We start from the raw sequence: 16,036 nt of genomic DNA on the forward strand, positions 1-16,036 counted from the left end.
AGGAGCTGTCTTCCATGTATGTATCTCGGTCCGAGTCTCATCAGCAGGATAAGCTCAAGCGTAAAAAAAGGCTTAGACGGCTATTTACAATCAATATGACGCTGCTAGTCGTTATTATAGTGCTGCTAGGCGCATGGCTTGCCGCGGCTAATTCCGATAAGCTTAAGGATTTGTTTGGCGATACCGGTGGTGCCCGGAAGAAGCAAGAAGAGGCTCAGTTGCCTGGCAATGCGGGCGCGGGGAATGATGCCGCACCGGCGGATGAGGAAGACTCTTCCACGGAAGAAGGCAGCGGGGAAAACGGCGACGGGGAAAGGATCAGCTTATCATTTGTCGGCGATTTGCTGGTTAACGAATATGTAAGCGCCGTGACGCAGCGTGAAGGCTATAATTATCTGTATCAGCCATCCTTGCTGTATTTAAGCGAGCCTGATCTGACCGCGGGCAATTTGGAGTATCCGGTAACGGATCGGGGAGTTCCGGTGGAGGGCACTCCGTATGTGTTCAAAGGATCGCCGGAAACGCTGCCATCCATGCGGGATGCCGGCTTCGATGTGTTAAGCCTTGCGAATAATCATACGCTCGATCAAGGTGTAGAGGGCATGCTCGATACGATGAAGCATCTGGATGATGCGGGAATTTCCCATATGGGCGCGGGCAGCAATGATACGGAGGCTTTCATGCCGCTGATCAAAGAGGTGCGCGGCACTAAGGTCGCTTATATCGGGATAAGCAGAATCATTCCCTTCGTTTCGTGGAAAGCGGACAAGCGGGTAGCCGGCGTTGCCGAAACCTATGAAACGAAAAGGGCTGTTGCCGCAATCGCGAAGGCGAAAGAACAGGCGGATATCGTTGTCGTCATGGTTCATTGGGGCAAAGAACGGTCAGATCGGCCGTTGCCTTATCAGCATGATTTCGGGAAGCAGTATATCGATGCCGGCGCAGACCTTGTCATCGGCAGTCATCCCCATGTGCTTCAGGGCTTCGAAATGTATAAAGGGAAATGGATTGCATACAGTTTAGGGAACTTTATTTTCACATCCTATCCGAAGGGAACCGCAGCAGAAACGGGCGTCCTTGATGCACTTTGCACGAAGGATGGCGACTGCGACCTGAAGTTCCATCCGATGATTACGGTAAAGGCGCAGCCTACTCCGTTGGAGGCAGATGCGGCGAAGGCGCTGTTTGATCGGCTGACTTCCATTTCTTTTGGCGTGAAGCTCCGAGAGGATGGCGTGATTGTCCCTAACTAAAGATAACCTCCGAGAGGATGATCGCTCGATGAAAAATCCGTGCGTTGCGCACAGAGGCTGGTCCAGCCGCGCGCCGGAAAATACGATGGCGGCCATTCGTCTGGCAATCGTCGATCCTGAAATAGAATGGATAGAAATCGATGTTCAGCTGTCGAAGGATCATGTGCCGGTTGTCATTCATGATTTTACATTGCGCAGGACGACGAACGGCAAAGGCGAAGTGAAAGCATTCACGGCAGCTGAGCTTATGCAATTGGATGCGGGTAATTGGTTCTCGCAAAAATATCAAAAAGAGCCTATCCCAACGCTCGAACAGGTACTGAGAGAGACTGACGGCCATTGCAAGCTGAATATTGAGCTGAAAACCGACGGTATCCGTTACCCGCAGATTGAGCAAAAAGTAGTTGAGCTGGTGCGGGCCTTTGACGCAGAGAAGGAAGTGATCATTACGTCCTTTCATGAAGGGGCGCTGCATCGCGTACGCAAGCTTTCAGACATAGTCCGAACCGGGCTTATTATTGAGGATTGGCGCAATACGCTTCTGAAGGAGCTGGAGGAACTTGGCTCGGACTTCCTATCCATCGGCTATTCGCGATTAAACAAGGACCGGATGGCTATGCTGAAGGGAGCAGGCATCCAGGTGATGGCTTGGACGATAAATGAAAAGCGTGCAATCCGAAGAGCGGCTGCGCTTGATCCGGAGCTAATGATCTGCACGAACTATCCGGATCGCTGGCATGAGGCGATGAAGCAGCGAGTTTGGCGATAGGGAGGTTATTTTTGGTATGGCCGGTATAATGGAAGAATGGTGGTTAAGGCTGCTCGCAGGTTTGCTCGGCAGCGGCCTTATTGCTGCTGCCGCTTATCGCGGACGAGCGTTGTCTGCGTCTGGAGCATGGTCGGCGCTTGCAATGGGGACGGGCTTCGTCACCTTAGGGGAACCGGTCTGGTTCGGTCTTTTGATTGCTTTTTTCGTTTCCTCGACGCTCTGGTCGAGATGGAAGCGTAAGCATCGCGCGAAAGCGGAGGCCGAAGCGAAGTATGAGAAGACGGGTCGGCGCGATGCCGGCCAAGTCTGGGCGAACGGCGGCGCGGGCTTGCTGCTGTGCGCCGCTCATGCGCTGTGGCCGGGTGAGGGCTGGGTATTCGCGTACGTCGGCGTCATGGCCGCCGTAAACGCAGATACCTGGGCCACCGAAATCGGGGCCCTGAGCAGGTCGGCTCCGCGCCTGGTAACGAGCGGCAAGCCGGTGGCTCCCGGCACGAGCGGCGGAGTCACGCCGCTCGGCAGCGCAGCAGCGCTGGCAGGCGCCGTGTTCATCGGCGCCGTTGCCGCGCTGCTGGCGGTCCCGCAGCCTGCAGAGGCTGCTGCGGGTACGCCCGGCGGCGGAGCCGCAGCGGCGGCATACATCGCCGCCGCTGCCGCCGCCGGCCTGGCCGGTGCCTTCGCCGACTCCTTGCTCGGCGCAACCGGCCAGGCCATGTTTCGCTGCCGGGTATGCGGCAGCGAGACCGAGCGCGCCGCGCATTGCGGCAGCGCGGCGGAGCGTGTGCGCGGCTTCGCTTGGCTGAACAACGACAGGGTGAACCTCCTGTCGTCGCTATTCGCAGGCGCGCTAGCCTGGGCGATTGGCTATATGCTTCTGAAAGCGATCATATAGCTGCAGACAATTGTCTAATTCGAAAAAAAGAAGACCGCCAAGGGAGCTTGGCGGTCTTCTTCATAGACTATTTCGTCAGCTGTTCCATCTGACCGATCAATTCCTCGAATACGCTCATCGCTTGCTCAATCGGCTCCGGCGATGACATATCGACGCCGGCTTTCTTCAAAATGTTGATCGAGAAATCGCTGCCGCCGCTCTTCAGGAAGCCAAGGTAACGCTCGACCGCCGGCTGTCCCTCCTCTAAAATTTGCTTGGAGAAGCTTGTCGCGGCCGAGAAGCCCGTCGCGTATTTGTATACGTAGAAGCTGTTGTAGAAATGGGGGATACGCGCCCATTCCATTTCGATATCCTTATCGATGACCATTCCCGGTCCATAATACTGAACGTTCAGGTCGTAATAAATTTTGCTGAGCTCCTGCGGCGTAAGCGAATCGCCTTGCTCAGAGCGCTCGTGAACGATTTTCTCAAATTCGGCAAACATCGTTTGACGGAACACCGTCGTCCGGAATTGGTCCGCATAGTAGGTCAGCAAATACATTTTCTCCTTCGGATCTGTCGACTTGCTGAGCAGGAAGTCCATCAGAAGCGCCTCGTTCAAAGTCGAAGCGACCTCTGCAAGGAAAATCGTGTATTGCGCATCGCGGTAGTTCTGATTCGTGTCCGAATAGTACGAGTGCAGCGCATGGCCCATCTCATGCGTCAACGTGAACATGCTGTTCAAATTGTCCTTATGATTAAGCAGCACGTAAGGATGCGTACCGAATGCGCCCCAGCTGTATGCGCCGCTGCGCTTGCCTTCATTCTCATAAACATCGATCCAGCCGTTATCGAAGCCGTCCTGCAGCACTTTCAAATAGTCCTCGCCAAGCGGCTTCAAGCTCTCGCTCACCGTTTTTTTCGCTTCCTCGTATGTGATATCAAGTTTAAACTCGTCAACGAGCGGAGCGAACAGGTCGTACATATGCAGCTCATCAAGGCCGAGCAGCTTCTTGCGCAGCTCCATGTATCGGTGCATAAGGGGCAGATGCTTATGAATGGTGTCGACCAGGTTCGTATAAACTTCCTTCGGAATGTTGTCGCCATAAAGGGACATATCGAGTGCGGAATCGTATTTACGAGCCTTGGAATAAAAAATATTTTTCGTCACGTTCGCGTTTAATGTGGAGGCGAGCGTGTTTTTCAGCTTGCCGTACGTATCATACATCGCTTGGAAGGCTTCGCGGCGCACATCCTGATTCTTGCTCTCGAGAAACTGTATGTAGCGGCCGTGAGTCAGCTCGACTTCTTCGCCGTCTTCATTTTTCACCTTGGGAAACTTTAAGTCCGCATTGTTAAGCATGCCGAAGATCGTGCCGGGAGCGGAGCTAACGTTGCCGACCTGAGCAAGCAGCGCTTCTTCGTTCTTCGATAAAATATGAGCCTTCTGACGGCGCATTTCCTCGAGCGTATGACGGAATTTCACAACCGATTCGTCTTTGATAATCGCATCAAGCTGTGCATCGGATAGGCTAAGCACCTCAGGCGTAATAAAGGATAACGCTTCTCCGGTTTCAACGCTCAGCTTCTTCGACTTATCGGAAAGAGCTTGAAAGGCCGGCTCTGCCGTGTCCTCGTGATGCTTCATGTTGGCATATACGTAAAGCCGTTCGACATGAAGGGAGAGCTCATCCTCAAGCTCGAAGCAGGCCTTAAGCTGGGAAACGTCAGCAAGCTTGCCATGGTAGTCGGCTATTTTTTTAATGAGCGTCTTCGCATCCGAGAACTCCTTGTCCCATGCAGCTTGGCTTTCAAATAAATCCTCTAGCTTCCAGCGGGTCTCCGGTGCGGATTCTGAACGTTTCGGTACGTGATTCATCGAATTCCTCCTTGGTATGGAAAAGGTTGGTAAAGTGTGCCGGGAATTTGCCGCCGCATCAATATTGGAGGCAGCAGCGCCCGGCACGAGGATTAGAGCAAGCAGCAAGGCTAGCCATTTCATCCGATTATCACCTCGGGACACAGTTTGTGGTTACTATGTCCGAACGTCATTGCAGATATACGGCAGCCAGCCGGCTAAGCAGTACCCATCGTAAAAAACGCATAAACAATAAGAAAAAACGCAAACGCAATGAATGCGATGGATATCAACGCAAGACCGCGGCGCAAACCTGGCGGCAGGGAGTCCCGTTTCATAATAACGACAGCTCCGAGCGAGAAAGCGGCAATGATGAAAATGATAGTTGCAGTAGGGTCCATCTGTTCGGTAAGCCTCCTGAGAAATAAAACTTACGTGAATTGCAGTTGCATATCGTTATCTATGCGGGTCTTTGCTACGTTATGTTCGCCGTAATGGGCAAATTTTCCTTCTTAACGGCATGATAGCTGCTATACATTTTTTAAAGCGGTCATAATCCCATCCAATTCTTCCTCGCGGCCAACAAAATCGTCTGGACGGAATCGCTTTTCTGCCCAATTCATCATTTCCGGACGGCTGACGAAGGTATGGCTGTCTTCTCCCCACTGATCGGAAATCTCTCTTACAATAAGCGTCTTGCCCTGTACTTCAACCGTTAGCATATTGTATTTGTCGGTTTTATAGATTTCGTGTTTTTTGAACATGCGTAATTTCACCCTTTTAGTAGTTAATTATGGTATTCTTATCATCATAGCCATTATTGAGGCTGTAATCAATACGACATCGAAGATGAAGGCCCAGCCGAGACGAGTTTTTAAAGAGAACAGATGAGATGAGGAGAGTGTAAGGATGAGTACGCAGCGTTATGAACAGGTCGGCGTAGCCATGACTTGCAGAGGTTACGAAGAGTATGTACGGATGTTTGATTTGAAAGAAGCGGATTTGTCTGCCGGGCAAGTGCTTGATGTAGCGGCGGGCGGCTCATCGTTTACAGCTGATGCAAATGAAAGAGGTTATTCGGCGGTTGCCGTTGATCCGCGCTATGGGGCGGGTGTTCAGCAATGGGTCATGGAGGCGGAGCAAGAGATCGAGACATCAACCGCCAAATTGGCAAAGCTCGCGGATGCTTTCGACTGGAGCTATTATGGTACGCTGGAGCAGCATCGCGAAGGACGCAAGGCTTCTCACGCGCGCTTTACGGCAGACGTTCTGAGCAACGACCATAAGCAAAATTATGTGGGCGGACAACTTCCAGATCTTCCATTTTCCGACGAGCGTTTTTCACTCGTGCTTTGCAGTCATTTTATGTTTTTGTATGCGAACCACTTTGGACCCGATTTTCATGTAAAATCGATATTCGAGCTTATGCGAATTTGCAAGCCTGGCGGTCAAATCCGCATTTATCCGCTTATTTCGCTTAACTGGGAGCTTTATCCCGAGCTTGAGCGATTAATCGAAACTATAAATCGAAGCGGGGCAACGACGGAATTATTGCCCTCCAAGCTTCCGTTTATTCCTGGATCTGATTATTTCTTGCGAATTTCACTCTAATTGCTTTTTCCAATTCGTATCGCTATAATGATGCTACTCGCCCTAATAAAAGGGCGGTCAAATCTAGGAGGTTGTTCAATTGAAAGGAACAGTTAAATGGTTTAACGCAGAGAAAGGCTACGGCTTTATCCAAACAGAGGGTGGAGAGGACGTATTCGTTCATTTCTCGGCAATTCAAGGCGAAGGGTTCAAAGCATTAGATGAAGGGCAAGCGGTCGAATTCGACATTACTGAGGGTAACCGCGGCGCTCAAGCGGCCAACGTCAATAAACTATAGGATCAATGCTTGAATGAACGACGGAAGAGGGCTCCCTGGCGACAGGGAGCCCTTCTTTGCCTTTAGGACTGAAACGGCATCTTTGACCAAGGCCGGCCTGCGATGATAACCAATGTAAATCGATTAACGTTCGGAACGACTGAGTAAATATCGCGCCAGAAATCCTGCCGCCGCTACTAATGCAAAAATGGCACCCATCTGAAAGAAGGATTCTCTGCCGAAGTTCTCATAAACGAAGCCGCCGAACATGCCGCTGATTACCCCGGCGAGCCCCGTCCAGACCACCGCGTATAAAGCCTGTCCAGAAGCTCGGAATTGATCCGGTATCAGATGAGATAAGTAGCGGAGAGCCGTAGAGAAATAAATGCCGAACGAAATGCTGTGCATCGCCTGCGCGGCGATTACCCAGCGCGGATCTTGAATTTCGCTAAGCATCCATAGCCGAATGGCATACATAAGGGAAGCGATCATGAGCAGCGGCAGCTCTTTAAACTTATGGCCGTATTTTCCAAGTAAAAATAAAATAGGAATTTCGCTAAGCGCGGATACGAGCCATGCCAGTCCTACGAGCGAATCGCTGGCGCCCATCTGCCGCATGGTGACTGCAAGGAATCCTTCGTACATCCGGTGCGGGATCGAGACGATAAGAATAATTAGGAAAAACAGAAACACGTCCCGTTGGCGAATAAGGTTGAAGAAGCCGGAGAACTCGATTTTGCGGGCGCTTCCTTGATAATCCTTGATTCTCGTCGTTAAGGTCAATGTGACCGCAATGGTGCATAATACGAGCGGGAGTGTCCACTGCGACCCGATTTGCTTTAAAATTAACCCGAATGAATAAGCGGTGACCGCAAAGCCTAATGATCCGAAGATCCTGATAAGTGCATAAGGCGTACCTGTATACTGGCTGGACAATAGCAGGAGGCTGTCGCTTAACGGATTGATCGGCGTTTGAAAAAAGTAAAAGCCCATCATAATTAAGCAAACAAGGGCAAAGTTTTCGATGGAGAATAGCATAGAAATCATGACGAGCTGGCCAAACAGCAGCAGCATGAGCAGCTTTTTGATCGTTCTGTATTTATCGCTGGCAAGACCGAGAATGATGTTTGCGAATATCGATATGAATGGTCCTGTCGAATAAATGATGCCGATCTGCTGCTCGGAAAAGCCTCGATCCAAAAAGTAAAGCGGTATAAAGGAGACGACCAGAGCGGCTGTGGAATACGAGGAAAAGCTATAGATCCGAAGCGAAAGCGTCTCCTTTCGAGCTGTTGGTGACAGCTCGGTTCGGGTTGTTCCTGATGTGTTCATAGTTGAAACCTCATTCCATCTCTGTCAAAAAATAATATGAGAAACAGTATAGCATGGAAAAGCAATCCGACCAATGAGATTTGAAGCTGGATTATTATGAGTTGAAATGGTACATTTAGATGTGGAGGTTTACTATGGGAGTTTATCGTTTTGATTGGAATGAGAGGCTTCGGATCCGGATTCCCGTGCTGGAAGCGGAATGGGAGCAGTATGAACCGACTGAGCAGCTTGCGATCGTTGAGCAGTGGGAGTTGATTCGGGGGACCATTCCTGACCGTATCATGGAGTTTGAGCGGCTTATTAACGCGAAGCAAGCGCAGTTATTCGAGGAAGAAAGCTTCGAGCGTTCCTGTATATTAAATTACGATATTGCCGACTATGCGAGTAGGATCAATGATTTGCACATCTGGTACCGCATCGATCAGCAAGTGGAATCACGCCGACATTCATGAACATGATTCTGAGGAGAGTTGCATCGTGAGATTGACGACTTTATCAGGCAGCCGGGTGCCCCAAGGCCCTTTTAAACTCATGCATCGCGTTTATAAATATATTCTGCCTGATGTGGAGCGGGAGCTTGAGAAGCTTCGCCGTCTTGCTTTGCAAATACCTGATCCCGAGCTGCGCACGCAAGCGCTCGATAGCATGGACAGCAAGAAGTTTCATTGCCAAGGCGGAGGCGTTTACGCTGCTGCCAATCTTGAGCACAGACATGTGCTCATCCCGCTTATTGTGGCGCTTCAGACGATAAGCGACTATTTGGACAACCTTTGCGATCGCAGCACCTCACTGGATCCGGATGATTTTCGTCTTTTGCATCGTTCCATGCTTGATGCCGTCAATCCGGAGGCTGAGCTTCAGGATTATTACGCGCTCAGAACGGAGAAGGACGATGGCGGCTATCTGCATCATCTTGTCCGGACCTGTCAGCTTCAGACGGCTCTGCTGCCTTCTTATGGGAGCGTACAGTGTCATGTTGCAGAGCTGGTCGGACTGTACGGCGATCTGCAAGTCTACAAGCATATTCGTAAGGATTTACGGGAATCGCAGCTGTTAGTCTGGTGGGAACGGCATCGGGGAGACTATCCCAACCTGCATTGGAATGAATTTGCGGCGGCGACCGGCTCGACTTTAGGCATGTTTATGCTGTTTTTGGCAGCAAGCGAAGACCATTTGTCCGAGCGGGATGCGGCTGCGATGAAAGGCATCTATTTTCCGCATGTGTGCGGCCTTCATATTTTACTCGATTATTTAATTGATCAAGAAGAAGACCATGCAGGCGGGGATCTTAATTTTTGCAACTACTATGATAATGAAGGTCTGCTTGTTGAGCGCATCGGCATGATAGTGAACCGGGCGCGCGAGGATGTGAGGCAGCTTCCGGCTTCCCGTTTTCATCGTTTGATTATTGAAGGGCTTCTGGCCCTGTATCTATCAGACCCGAAGGTTCGCCGCCAGGCGGATGTAAGAGATGTGTCGAGAAAGCTCATGAAGAACAGTCCGCTTACGCGTCTGTTTTTTCTCATAAACAGCATCTGGATTCGGAGACAACAGGCTTAACTATAACTAACTTATGTGGAGGAATGAACCATGTCTGCAGTCAAATCAATCGCAGTACTGACAAGCGGAGGAGATTCGCAAGGAATGAACGCAGCCGTTCGCGCTGTCGTAAGAAGTGCATTATTTTACGGATTAGACGTTTACGGCGTACAGCGCGGTTATCAAGGTCTTATTAACGATGATTTGCGGCAAATGGATTTGCGGAGCGTTGGAGACATCATCCAGCGCGGCGGCACCATCTTGCAAACGGCGCGCTGCAAGGAGTTTATGACTGCGGAAGGCCAGCAGCGGGGCGCAGAGGTGCTTCGCTCAAGAGGGATTGACGGACTGGTCGTCATCGGCGGAGACGGCTCTTACCAAGGTGCCAACAAACTAAGCAAGCTTGGCATCAAAACGATGGGGCTGCCCGGCACGATCGACAATGATATTCCGTTCACGGATGCTACGATCGGCTTCGATACGGCGGTCAGCATTGTCGTGGATGCCATTAACAAGATTCGGGATACGATGTCCTCCCATGAGCGCTCGTCCATCGTAGAGGTAATGGGACGCCATTGCGGCGATATTGCCCTTTATGCCGGTCTTGCGAGCGGAGCGGAGACGATTCTTGTTCCTGAGGTTCCGTTCGAGCTGACCGAGGTTGCTGAGCGGATGAAGACGAATTTCGCGAAAGGCAAACGCCATAGTATCATCGTCGTAGCAGAAGGTGCAGGCAAGGGCGAAGAGGTGGCACAACAAATTACGGGCAATTGCGGAATTGAACCTCGCGTAACGGTTCTCGGCCATATTCAACGCGGCGGAACGCCAACAGCGGTTGATCGTATTTTGGCAAGCCGGCTCGGTGATTTCGCAGTCAGACAGCTGATGGAAGGCAACTCCGGCAAAGCATGCGGCGTTATTCGCGGCGAGCTGGCCACAACGGATATCGATACGGTGGTCAACTCCAAAAAACCGTTTGACATGAGTATGTATGAGCTGGCGCTTCGCCTGTCTCAATAAACAGAGCGAATCGAGCCTTATGTCCGAAGCTGCGTTTCTGCGGCCGGACATAAGGCTTTCTTCATGCTTAGTTAGCAGCATCAATTAGATAAGGGAGTGAAGGAATCATGTTCTTATACAAAATGGAAATCGAGCTGGTTGATCGCATGGCTTACCTTGTGCTGCTGTCGGACTCGGACGAGAAAGCGTTGAACGTCGTAGAGAGCCACATACAACGCCACTTTATCAAAATGCCGGAAATTCGCTCTATCGCGCTACTAGAGAAGAAGAGAGTGGAAAACGGAAACGGCTACGTTATCGAAGGAGCTTTGCACTAATCACACTGCGAGTAACCCACGAATAAAAGGCGATTCAATCAGAGCTAGTCCGCAAGCGGCTAAATCGGTTATAATGTACGTAAATTATACTTTTGAAAGAAAGTGGGAGCATCATGGGCCGCAAGTGGAACAATATTAAAGAGAAAAAAGCTTCAAAGGATGCAAACACAAGCCGGATTTACGCCAAATTCGGCGTTGAAATTTATGTAGCAGCCAAGAAGGGTGAGCCGGATCCCGAATCGAATCGGGCGTTAAAGGTCGTGCTTGAACGGGCAAAAACGTATAACGTGCCTAAAGCGATCATCGACCGTGCGCTGGATAAAGCAAAGGGCAGCGCCGATGAAATCTATGAAGAGCTTCGTTATGAAGGCTTTGGACCAAACGGTGCCATGGTCATCGTTGACGCTTTAACGAACAACGTGAACCGGACCGCTCCTGCCGTTCGCGCCGCTTTTAACAAAAACGGCGGAAATATGGGCGTCAGCGGATCGGTGGCGTATATGTTCGATGCCACGGCTGTTATTGGCGTAGCGGGCAAAACCGTTGACGATGTTATAGACATCTTGTTGGAAGCGGACGTGGACGTTAAGGACGTCTTGGAAGAAGAGGAGACCGTAATGGTATATGCTGAGCCGGATCAGTTTCATGCCGTACAGGAATCGTTCCGAAATGTCGGCATAACTGAATTTACGGTTGCGGAGCTGACGATGCTTGCGCAAAACTTCGTCACGCTTCCTGAGGACGCGCAGACGCAATTCGAAAAGCTGGTCGATGCGCTGGAAGACCTCGAAGATGTACAGCAGGTTTATCACAACGTGGAATTTGAAGATTAAGCAACAAATAAAAGGGATCAAGCTATTGTCTGACTCCAAGACAAGCGCTTGATCCCTTTTTTAAAAACGTTCCCATCACTTATAGCTTACGCCGGGTGAATACTTGTTGCCCGCGTTCCAGAGCAAGTACTCCGTAACGCCAGTATCATGCAGCGCTTTTATTTGGGCTTCAACCTCTGCTTTGCCATATTTCAGGTATTGGCCTTTACCAAGCCAGCTTGCGGTGAAATCTTGAATCCAAGGTCTGATGATCGGCTTTAGCTCGCCTGTTGGCTCAAGCTTCTTGTGGGTATCGAACATAGCGCCTTTGATCGTTTCATAGGGACTGCGGTCGGGCGTTTTTTGTTTAAACCATCCGGTACTATAGTGGCTTGGATAAACCATCGGTGATATCACATGCACGTCATTCGAAATTTTTACGAAATCTTGCCCGATGCCTTCGGCTGCGGGGACTGAAGCCGCGTATCCGAATATATCAACGGATACGCGCACGCCGAGCGGCTCAAGCTGCTCGCGAGCGTATTTGACGAAACCCGCGACAACGTCAACGCGGGTTTGATCGGTTTTGTTAAAGGTTAGAAACGCTGCCTTATCCTCGAATCCTTCGGGAAAACGGACATAGTCGAATTGAATTTCCTTGAAACCGAGCTTGGCGGCTTCCTTGGCTACTGCAACATTGTAATCCCAAACCTCTTTGCGATACGGATTCACGAAACTTTCACCGCGGCGGTTTTTCCAGATCGTCCCGTCCTGGTGGAGGAACGACAGTTCAGGCTGCTTGCGGGCGAGAACCGTATCCTTGAAGACAACGATTCGCGCAATCGGGTAGATATTGTTCTGTTTCAAAACGGCCATAAGCCCGCCGATGTCTCGAATATATTTCTTGGCGTCTCCTACCTCGAGAAGCTCGGGGGTAGTCGTTGGATATGTAATATATCCGTTATCATCTTTAATATCGATAACCATACTGTTAAGCTCGGTGTCATTGACCAGCTTCAGCAATGACTTCATGCGTGCGCCCCCGGCGCTGTGAGCGGTTACATATATGCCCTTGATCGGAGGTGTGTCGGGCTGCGGATCCTTCTTGACGCCGGAAGGCGCGGCAGTCTCCGTCTCCTCAACGCCTGTTAACGGCGAATCCGGTTGTATAACCGTCTGACCAACTGCGGAATTGACATAGGCTGCGGCGATCTGCCCAGCTGCGTGGCTGTCGTCTCCGCTCCCTGTGAGCAAGTTGTACAGCAGCATTAAAGATGAGATGATGATGTCCATTTTGCTCTCTCCCCGCCAGCTATTCTGATCAAATTATAAAGCAGATCCAAGCTCTTGGTCACTAACTTTTTTCAAACCGAACAAAAAGCCAGCCGAATTGACTCGACTGGCGCGTGAATAATTCGTATGTCCCGCATTGTCATTGTAACAAAGCTTCTCTCTGCTGATTGCAAATACTGTGCTGCACAATTTCCATTGCATCAGCGGGCTCGAGCAAGGCGAGTCCGTCACGCAGCACAATGCTAATGTCCATTTCACGTTCAGTGAGAAAAGGACTAAGCTCTGGGGCAAGCTTCTCTACAATTTGAGACAATTTGACCGTTTCCAAATCCATTGAGCATCACCCTTTCATATTTAATGTTCAGGGGAAATCATATGGCAAGAAACCAAAAAGCTACGGGATACAAATATTATAGCAGGATCATTTTCAAAAACATAGGGATACGGTATAAAATCCATATATGCGTATTTGAATTAATCTTTAGGCTTCGAGAAGTCGCCGATGACGCCTACCGTTTCCACGATGTTTATGAAAGCATGCGGATCGATTGTGGTTATAGTCTTACTCAGCTCGGCCAGCTCATATTTCGTCCTTACCGTCATCAGCATATCTCGCTCGGCTGATGAGAATGCGCCTCGCGTCTTGACAATCGTAATCCCGCGGGGATGGGTTAGCAGCTTGGCAAGCAGCTCCTCGGTTTTGGTTGTAATAATGAACGCAGTTAGTTTAATATGCCGCACATGGATGAGATCTACTACTTTGCCTGTGGTGAAAATCGAGAGCAGGGAGTACAAGGCGGAATTCCAATTTTTCGTGAACATGACCAAAGCTGCAATCACGGCGCCGTTCAAAATAAAGATGATCATGCCTACCGGCAAATCGCGTTTGCGGGTCACGATGGACGCAACAATATCAAACCCGCCCGAAGATCCTCCATATCGCAACAGTAAACCGCTGCCGAATCCGATAATGATGCCTCCGAAGACGGATCCAAGCACGATGTCGTCGGCTATTTTGACTACGGGGACAAGCTGCAGGAATAGCGTAGACACTAAAACCGAGTAGATGCTCCAATAAATGAAGCGATGTCCGACTGCGAACCAGCCCCAAATGAGGACCGGAATATTTAACACCAAATAGAGCCAGCCAATATTTCCTCCAGTTATATAACCGATCATCATTGAAATGCCGGAAATGCCGCCGCTCAACAGCTGATGCGGTATAAGAAATAAATTGAAGCCAACGGCAACCAGCAGAGCGCCGAAAGTCATAACAGGTATCGTGAACAGGTATCTTATTGAGTGAGGGTTCATGATGTTCTCTCCCATTCATCCGTAAACATAATACGAGCGTTTTTCTTATGTAGTATGGCTTTATTTGGTTTACTGGTATTCATGAATGGTTATGTGCTATAATGATTTGGAAATTCTTAAGTAGGCTGCAGATAAAAGGAGTTTGAGAAAAGTTTGAAAACATTTGCTGAATTTGGCTTGGAACCGAAAGTGTTGCAAGCAATTACTGAACTTGGATTCGAAGAATCTACCCCGATTCAAGACAAAGCGATCCCTATCGCATTGGCTGGAACAGATCTTATTGGCCAAGCACAGACGGGTACAGGAAAGACAGCGGCATTCGGAATTCCGCTCATTAACAAAATTCCGACAAGCGAGGAACGCATTGTCGCATTAATAATGACGCCAACCCGTGAACTCGCAATCCAAGTGGCTGACGAGATCGGGAAGTTGACTCGATACAAAGGCCTTCGCTCTCTCCCGATTTACGGAGGACAAGAAATTGGCCGTCAAATCCGTGCATTGAAGAAGAAGCCTCAAATTATCATCGGTACACCTGGACGTTTGCTTGACCACATTAACCGCAAGACAATCCGTCTTGAGGATGTACAAACCGTCATTTTGGACGAAGCGGACGAAATGCTGGACATGGGCTTCATGGAGGACATTCAGTCCATTCTGAAGCAAGTGCCGGACGAGCGTCACACGATGCTGTTCTCAGCAACGATGCCTGCAAACATCCAAAAGCTTGCACAGCAATTTCTGAAAAATCCGGAGCATGTTTCGGTCATTCCGAAGCAAGTTACAGCGCCATTGATTGAGCAATCTTACATCGAAGTGCATGAGCGTCAGAAGTTCGAAGCGCTTAGCCGTTTGCTCGATATGGAATCGCCAGAACTTGCCATCATCTTCGGACGTACGAAGCGCCGTGTTGATGAGCTTAGCGAAGCTCTTCAGAAACGCGGATACTCCGCTGACGGCTTGCATGGCGACTTGTCGCAGAATCAACGGGACAGCGTGATGCGCAAATTCCGTGACGGCAGCATCGATGTATTGGTAGCAACGGACGTTGCAGCGCGTGGACTTGACGTTTCGGGCGTAACGCATGTTATCAACTTCGACCTTCCGCAAGACCCTGAGAGCTACGTTCACCGTATCGGTCGTACGGGCCGTGCTGGTAAGGAAGGTACAGCTTGGTCGTTCGTGACTCCTCGTGAAATCGACCACCTGCACTTTATCGAGAAAATTACGCGTCAGAAGATGAACCGCAAACCGCTTCCGAGTATTGCTGAAGCAATCGAAGGCAAGCAGCGTGTAACGGCTGAGCGACTTCTCGAAATCGTTCAAAACGATGAATTCTCCGAATACAAAGCGATCTCCATTCAATTGCTGGAGCAATACGATTCGGTACACCTTCTTGCAGCAGCAATCAAATTGATTACCGGCGAGAAGAAGAACGTCGATGTGGAATTGACTCCGGAAGAGCCATTGCGTGCCAAGAAGCGCAGACCTGACATTCGTTCTAACGGGCGTCCTTTCAACCGCAGCGGCGGCTCCTCATCCTATGGCGGCAATCGCAGCAGCAGCGGCACAGGCGGCGGAGGTTATCGCGGACGCGATGATAGACGCAGCAGCGGCAGCAGCACAGGCGGCAGCTCGCGCGGCGGCTATGAGAACCGTGGAAGCAGCGGCGGCTACGGCGGCAAAAGAAGCAGTGAAGGACGTACTGAAAATCGTCGTCCGAAGAGCAACTCGGAAGGCTTTGTAAATAACTGATGAAAAACCGAGGAAGTCCGTGATGCCTTGCGGGCA

The 16,036-nt window shown here is 50.3% G+C and carries 18 protein-coding genes; 11 read left to right on the plus strand and 7 right to left on the minus strand.

Translation table 11 applies throughout. From position 1 onward, the window contains the following. Positions 1-14: 14 nt before the first annotated feature. From L1N85_RS10035 to L1N85_RS10045, 3 genes are read left to right on the plus strand one after another with little or no spacing between them, the layout of a single operon-like run. A complete protein-coding gene (locus L1N85_RS10035) occupies positions 15-1,253 on the plus strand; it encodes a CapA family protein (protein ID WP_235237423.1) in 1,239 nt (412 codons plus the stop codon). 28 nt (positions 1,254-1,281) lie between these two features. Beyond that, complete coding sequence (locus L1N85_RS10040; protein WP_235237424.1) at positions 1,282-2,022, plus strand: glycerophosphodiester phosphodiesterase; 741 nt, start codon at positions 1,282-1,284, stop codon at positions 2,020-2,022. A 16-nt stretch (positions 2,023-2,038) separates the two neighbouring features. Continuing rightward, positions 2,039-2,914 carry a DUF92 domain-containing protein gene (locus L1N85_RS10045; RefSeq protein ID WP_235237425.1) on the plus strand — a complete coding sequence of 292 codons (876 nt, stop codon included), beginning with the start codon at positions 2,039-2,041 and terminating at the stop codon, positions 2,912-2,914. A 67-nt stretch (positions 2,915-2,981) separates the two neighbouring features. Here L1N85_RS10045 and pepF read toward each other — a convergent pair whose 3' ends face one another. The 3 genes from pepF to L1N85_RS10060 all read right to left on the minus strand — a co-directional run bounded on the left by pepF (position 2,982) and on the right by L1N85_RS10060 (position 5,515). Then, the gene (gene pepF / locus L1N85_RS10050; protein WP_235237426.1) at positions 2,982-4,772 is read right to left on the minus strand and encodes an oligoendopeptidase F; all 1,791 of its coding nucleotides are present in this window, start codon (positions 4,770-4,772) and stop codon (positions 2,982-2,984) included. Positions 4,773-4,969: 197 nt separating this feature from the next. Continuing rightward, positions 4,970-5,152: a hypothetical protein gene (locus L1N85_RS10055; RefSeq protein WP_235237427.1), complete on the minus strand. Its 183-nt coding sequence runs from the start codon at positions 5,150-5,152 to the stop codon at positions 4,970-4,972. A 129-nt stretch (positions 5,153-5,281) separates the two neighbouring features. Next, complete coding sequence (locus tag L1N85_RS10060) at positions 5,282-5,515, minus strand: hypothetical protein (RefSeq protein WP_235237428.1); 234 nt, start codon at positions 5,513-5,515, stop codon at positions 5,282-5,284. A gap of 145 nt (positions 5,516-5,660) precedes the next feature. On the opposite strand from L1N85_RS10060, the gene L1N85_RS10065 reads away from it, so the two are divergent. After that, on the plus strand, positions 5,661-6,362 hold the full coding sequence (locus tag L1N85_RS10065) for a class I SAM-dependent methyltransferase (protein WP_235237429.1): 702 nt from the start codon (positions 5,661-5,663) through the stop codon (positions 6,360-6,362). A gap of 79 nt (positions 6,363-6,441) precedes the next feature. Next, complete coding sequence (locus L1N85_RS10070; RefSeq protein WP_235237430.1) at positions 6,442-6,639, plus strand: cold shock domain-containing protein; 198 nt, start codon at positions 6,442-6,444, stop codon at positions 6,637-6,639. Positions 6,640-6,762: 123 nt separating this feature from the next. On the opposite strand, the gene L1N85_RS10075 is transcribed toward L1N85_RS10070, so the two are convergent. After that, positions 6,763-7,950 (minus strand): MFS transporter, encoded by a 1,188-nt coding sequence (locus L1N85_RS10075; protein ID WP_235237431.1) that lies wholly within the window; start codon positions 7,948-7,950, stop codon positions 6,763-6,765. 134 nt (positions 7,951-8,084) lie between these two features. Between L1N85_RS10075 and L1N85_RS10080 the strand changes: the two genes are divergently transcribed. The 5 genes from L1N85_RS10080 (at position 8,085) to L1N85_RS10100 (ending at position 11,659) form a co-directional block, all read left to right on the plus strand. Beyond that, positions 8,085-8,402, plus strand: coding sequence for a hypothetical protein (locus L1N85_RS10080; protein WP_235237432.1), 318 nt, complete (start codon positions 8,085-8,087; stop codon positions 8,400-8,402). Between the two features lie 79 nt (positions 8,403-8,481). Further along, positions 8,482-9,510, plus strand: a complete 1,029-nt coding sequence (locus L1N85_RS10085; protein WP_235237467.1) for a tetraprenyl-beta-curcumene synthase family protein — start codon at positions 8,482-8,484, stop codon at positions 9,508-9,510. Between the two features lie 30 nt (positions 9,511-9,540). Then, positions 9,541-10,509, plus strand: a complete 969-nt coding sequence (gene pfkA, locus L1N85_RS10090) for a 6-phosphofructokinase (RefSeq protein WP_235237433.1) — start codon at positions 9,541-9,543, stop codon at positions 10,507-10,509. Between the two features lie 107 nt (positions 10,510-10,616). Beyond that, complete coding sequence (locus L1N85_RS10095; protein WP_235237434.1) at positions 10,617-10,826, plus strand: DUF3906 family protein; 210 nt, start codon at positions 10,617-10,619, stop codon at positions 10,824-10,826. Positions 10,827-10,939: 113 nt separating this feature from the next. Then, positions 10,940-11,659 (plus strand): YebC/PmpR family DNA-binding transcriptional regulator, encoded by a 720-nt coding sequence (locus tag L1N85_RS10100; RefSeq protein WP_235237435.1) that lies wholly within the window; start codon positions 10,940-10,942, stop codon positions 11,657-11,659. Between the two features lie 75 nt (positions 11,660-11,734). Here L1N85_RS10100 and L1N85_RS10105 read toward each other — a convergent pair whose 3' ends face one another. The 3 genes from L1N85_RS10105 to L1N85_RS10115 form a co-directional block, all read right to left on the minus strand. Next, positions 11,735-12,931, minus strand: coding sequence for a putative glycoside hydrolase (locus L1N85_RS10105; protein WP_235237436.1), 1,197 nt, complete (start codon positions 12,929-12,931; stop codon positions 11,735-11,737). 139 nt (positions 12,932-13,070) lie between these two features. Continuing rightward, positions 13,071-13,265, minus strand: a complete 195-nt coding sequence (locus L1N85_RS10110) for a hypothetical protein (protein ID WP_235237437.1) — start codon at positions 13,263-13,265, stop codon at positions 13,071-13,073. Positions 13,266-13,405: 140 nt separating this feature from the next. Beyond that, positions 13,406-14,245: a YitT family protein gene (locus L1N85_RS10115; RefSeq protein ID WP_235237438.1), complete on the minus strand. Its 840-nt coding sequence runs from the start codon at positions 14,243-14,245 to the stop codon at positions 13,406-13,408. Between the two features lie 153 nt (positions 14,246-14,398). Between L1N85_RS10115 and L1N85_RS10120 the strand changes: the two genes are divergently transcribed. Further along, entirely contained in the window at positions 14,399-16,000 is a 1,602-nt protein-coding gene (locus tag L1N85_RS10120; protein ID WP_235237439.1) for a DEAD/DEAH box helicase, read from the plus strand. Positions 16,001-16,036: the final 36 nt, after the last annotated feature.

The sequence above is a fragment of the Paenibacillus alkaliterrae genome (assembly GCF_021532375.1).
Taxonomy (GTDB): Bacteria; Bacillota; Bacilli; order Paenibacillales; family Paenibacillaceae; genus Pristimantibacillus; species Pristimantibacillus alkaliterrae.